This window comes from Candidatus Nanosynsacchari sp. TM7_ANC_38.39_G1_1, assembly GCF_004138385.1.
This window is the reverse complement of record NZ_PQNZ01000059.1, coordinates 1-4,386: the sequence shown is the minus strand read 5'-3', so window position 1 is coordinate 4,386 and position 4,386 is coordinate 1. Positions and strand designations below refer to the sequence as shown.

General features: G+C 45.6%; 5 protein-coding genes. 2 read left to right on the top strand and 3 right to left on the bottom strand.

The features are described 5' to 3' along the window. On the top strand, positions 1 to 1,100 hold a 1,100-nt coding region (locus G1ANC_RS03745; RefSeq protein WP_164998021.1), incomplete at its 5' end, for an ABC transporter permease. A gap of 285 nt (positions 1,101 to 1,385) precedes the next feature. Further along, positions 1,386 to 1,991 (top strand): thioredoxin family protein, encoded by a 606-nt coding sequence (locus G1ANC_RS03740; protein WP_129693664.1) that lies wholly within the window; start codon positions 1,386 to 1,388, stop codon positions 1,989 to 1,991. On the opposite strand, the gene G1ANC_RS03735 is transcribed toward G1ANC_RS03740, so the two are convergent. The 3 genes from G1ANC_RS03735 to G1ANC_RS03725 form a co-directional block, all read right to left on the bottom strand. Then, positions 1,988 to 2,797, bottom strand: coding sequence for a VanZ family protein (locus tag G1ANC_RS03735; protein ID WP_164998020.1), 810 nt, complete (start codon positions 2,795 to 2,797; stop codon positions 1,988 to 1,990). The two genes, G1ANC_RS03740 and G1ANC_RS03735, sit on opposite strands and share 4 nt — an antisense overlap. 74 nt (positions 2,798 to 2,871) lie before the next feature. After that, positions 2,872 to 3,588, bottom strand: a complete 717-nt coding sequence (locus tag G1ANC_RS03730) for a thioredoxin domain-containing protein (RefSeq protein WP_129693662.1) — start codon at positions 3,586 to 3,588, stop codon at positions 2,872 to 2,874. Next, positions 3,585 to 4,187 (bottom strand): hypothetical protein, encoded by a 603-nt coding sequence (locus tag G1ANC_RS03725; protein ID WP_129693661.1) that lies wholly within the window; start codon positions 4,185 to 4,187, stop codon positions 3,585 to 3,587. The genes G1ANC_RS03730 and G1ANC_RS03725 overlap by 4 nt, the downstream gene beginning before the upstream one ends. Positions 4,188 to 4,386 lie beyond the last annotated feature (199 nt).

Sequence of the window (4,386 nt, the reverse complement as noted above, 5' to 3'; positions counted from 1 at the left end):
GTGTATTCGGGCAAGTACGCGCCCAGCAAAAACGTTTCATCCGCGATAAAATGTCGCTGTTCTTTACCTTCCTGTTTCCGCTAATCTTCTTGTTGGTGTTCGGTTCGATTTTTAATAATCAATCGACCAGCTTCAACATTGCGATTATCAATAATTCGCAGACAGAATTTGCTAAAAACTTCGTCAAAGGCGCTAAAGACAATGCCAAAGACTCGATTCTTAAAATTAAAGACGTCAAGGATATGAACGAGGCCCGCGAGAAGTTGAAGCGTTCAGAACTGAACGGCATCATTGAGCTACCGAGCGGCTTTGGCGAAGTGAAGGGAGAAGGCAAGGATGCTCGCCCGATGGGCACGATCAACGTGCTGTATGCCAAAGGTTCGGAACAAACTGGTAACACCTTAACTGCAGTAATGAGCCAAATTGTCAACGGAATAAACAAGCATTTGGGACAGCCAGAAGCGCCGCTGAAGGCTGTTGGCAAGGCTGTTGGTGATGAACACCTAAAGTCATTTGATTATACATTTACTGGGTTGCTGGCTTTTAGTTTGATGAGTATGGGTATCTTCGGTCTGGCTAACCAAATGCCGGCAGAAAAGCAGCGCGGATCTTACCGCCGTCTGCGTGCGGCGCCGTTTACCTCGGGCCAGCTGATTATAGCTATGGCGATTCACTATTTAATCGTTTCAATGCTTAGCTTGATTATGATGGTTATTGTCGGCGTATTAGTATTCCACTTTAATATGCGGGGCGATTGGTTGCTGTTTTCATTAATGTCAGTAGTTTCGGCGATGATGATGGTGGGCTTAGGTTTAATGATTGGCAGTTGGGCGAAGAATGAAAATCAATCTGCGCCGTTAACCAACCTAATTTCTTTCCCGATGATGTTCCTGTCTGGCGCCTTTATTCCGTCGTTTCTTTTCCCAGAATGGCTACGTAACGTAACACAATTTGTTCCAATGTCGTCGATTGTTGATGGCTTTCGCCTGATTATGACCGAGCATGCTAACCTCATTGGAGTGCTGCCACAAATTGGTACTGTTACTGCTTGGATTGTCGTCGTTTACATCGCGGCGATTAAGTTGTTCAGGTGGGAATAGCTTGGTATGAGCGAGCTAAGGGTGATGATAGCTCTGATATCCTTACTTTTAGCTTGTTTTGGGGCGTTGAAAATAAAATCATTTATGTCGTGGCGCGATACATTCTTAGGCATAGGAGCGATATTTATCGGGTTTGCAATAGTTTGCTTCGGGGATTCTACGATGTTCACTGGTGTCATGATAGAGATGTTTATCATTGCATCTATGACTTTGGTAGCCTTTCGGCTAATTCATATGCGGTGGGGTATGGAAAACTATGATTCAGTTCGATATTATAGAATTACCATGAACAGAAAACAGAAAATAATTTTAGCCATTGTCTTGGTTACACTAATTGGTGGTCTGTTTGGGCTATCGTATTGGACAAAACATAATCGTAATATAAAAAACACAAGAAACCAATCTCAGATCATGTCCGACGCCGCCAAATTCAAATCAGAGTATCCGCGAGTGGCGGCGAATAATCGCTTCGTTTATGCCAGCGATAAAGAAGTCCTCGATATCTTTAATAACGGCAGCGGCGTGGTTTTCTTGGGTTTTCCGCAATGTCCGTGGTGCCAGCGCTTGAGCGAATATGTTGACCAAGCCGCCCGCGCCGAGGGTGTTGCTAAAATACACTACCTGAACATCCGCGACGCTCGCGCCAATAATAGCGAGGTTTACCAAAAATTAGTCAAGAAACTAGAACCGTATTTGGATAAAGACGATAACGGCAAGCCGCGGATATTTGTGCCAGACGTATCGATTGTCAAGAACGGCAAGATTATCGGCCGCTACAAAGAGGAATCAACTGGCGACGATAATATCACGCCGGATAAATACTGGACAAGCGAAAGGATTGAACGGACATCGTCGCAGCTGCGCGGATTTATGCGGCAGCTGAAAGGTTAATTTTCTGGGTTAGCGTCGTCTTTTGGCTGTTGTTTATCGCTTTTGCGCTGGCGTTTCGGTTGGATGCCGACCAGATAACTCCCAATCGTCCAGCCTTTGGCAATCCTTGGTATGATAAACAAGTGGATAAGAATCCAGATCCCTAGCTCTGAAAGATAGAACCTACCAGGTTGTATGGTGTCTATGAAAAACGGATAAACTAGCGACCGGGTAACTACTGAGGCGAAGATAATAAGGGCTATATTGATGCAGCTAGCTAAGAATTTATTGCGGCGATTAGGAGCGGCGTAGTTTTCGTCGCTGAGTTTGACGCTGGGAACTTTATAACCGATTAGCCATGTCAACATAAATCCGAGCAAGCAGCCAAAGGTATTGGTTATTAAATCATTAACATCAAACAGCCGATAACTACAAGGATATAAACCGAACACGCCAGTTAGCTGCGTCACTTCTATTAGCATCGATAAAAGAAAGCCGCTTAGCAACGCAAATTTCCAATGCTTGTGAAAATACGCTTTCATAAAAATGCCCAGCGGCACAAAGAAAACGATATTCATGACTAATTGCAGCGTGATATATAGGGTATCTTTGTTAGGCTGAACAACGTCGTTAACCCAGTTGAAGGGGATAAGTTGTGGCTGGATGTGATATGTTTGGCAAAAGGCAATCGGGTCTTTTGGTACTGGCGATAACGTAAAAAAGATTAGCCCTGTGAAATAGAGAATTGAGCCGTAGGAAAAGAATACATACGACCACGTTACGCGCCGGCGCATGATCAGCCGTGAAATGATGAATGGTATGGTCAAGAGGATGCATAAAAAAGGCCAGAAACTTAAAGATCCGATCAGCGGCGCTGAAAATGAATTGAGAAATTTTAGCATTAATTAATGCCGCCAGCCTTCAAGATCGCCTTCAGTCCATTCTCGCCGCCGGCGAAGCCGCTGGTCTGGTAGTCGTTGATGACCATGTACGGTAAGCCGTTCACGCCAAGCGACAGGGCTTTTTGCGTGTTGTCGTTAATTTCTTGCTGGTGGGAGTCGCCTTTCATACAATCGGTGAATTTGGCGGTGTCCAGGCCGGCGTTCTTGGCAGATGTTTCGAAGTAGCTGAGCGGTAGCAGCGGGATTTCCTTTGGCACAGCGACATTTTTGACGCCGATACCTTTGTCGAAGTAGTCTGTTTTGATACGCGGCACGATGTCGTGAGTGTATTGCCAATATTTATCCTGGTCGGCGGCGCAGAACGCGGCTTTAGCGCCTTGTTCGGTGTTTGGTACTTTATCTTTTAGCAAAGTGACGATTCGGTGTTCGTAGCGTAATTTGCCGGATTTGATATAGTCGTTTTTGAAAGAATCACTGCTGGTAGCGTCTTCAACCTGGGCGCAGAACGAGCAGAAGTAATCGGTATAATCGATAAACACATTTTTCGCATCTGCCGAGCCTTGCGACATATGTTCGTTCCATGGTTTACCGTTGCCGATGTGTTGGTTCGGCGGACGGTTGACAATACCGTAGATAAATAAAGCGACGATGCCGATGACGATGATCGATAAAACAATCCAAATTGGGGCAATGCCGCGTTCTTGTTGATGATTCATGATTTTTCCTCCTGTTTGGCTAATTGTGCATAAACGAATGCGATTTGTCCAGATTTGTAAAGCGATGCCAGGCTAAGTGCAAGCGCTAATACGAGTACGATAGTGCCGGCGACATTGGCGGCGGTAGCAGCCGCTGCGCCCGAGAAAAACAGAGTAACAATTGGCAAGATTAATGAGGTTCCGCACGGTACGCAGCCGAGGCCGATAGCGGCAGCGATCGAGGCAATACCGCTGACGCTGAGTTGGCGGGCTACGTCTTGTTCGTTGCGTTTGTTGCGCCGTGCTGTAAATATTACAGCTGAAAGCGATAAGCCTTGTAGAATAGAGACGATTAGCAGCAGCGCGCCGTTTGGCGTGGTGAAACCTTGCTTGAATAGTTCGGCGAGCATATTGCCGGCAACAGCGAATTTATCGACGATTGGCAGCCGCGATAAAAACAACGGTCCATAGAAGTTGCCGTTAATCGCAAAGAAAATAACAATGGCGAATACCAAAGAAAACCCCGCCGCCAGCACGCTGTAGCGCGGCAATTTCAATAGCGCGCCGATACCAGCAGCGGCAGTTTTGACAGTTTCTTTTTGCTGTCGAATACGCTCCATATGATTCTTATTATACGCTAAAATTTGGAGAATTGGATTGAGTCGGCTTCAATGTTGGGGCGGAAAATGGTATTATTGTATATATAAAATTGTGATTGGAGGGGGTTATGGAAACGGGTGGCTTGACAGTGAAAAGCATTGCTAGTGCTCTTGATATAAATTTGATTTATGCTCGTCGTTTATTTCAGCTATCACAAAA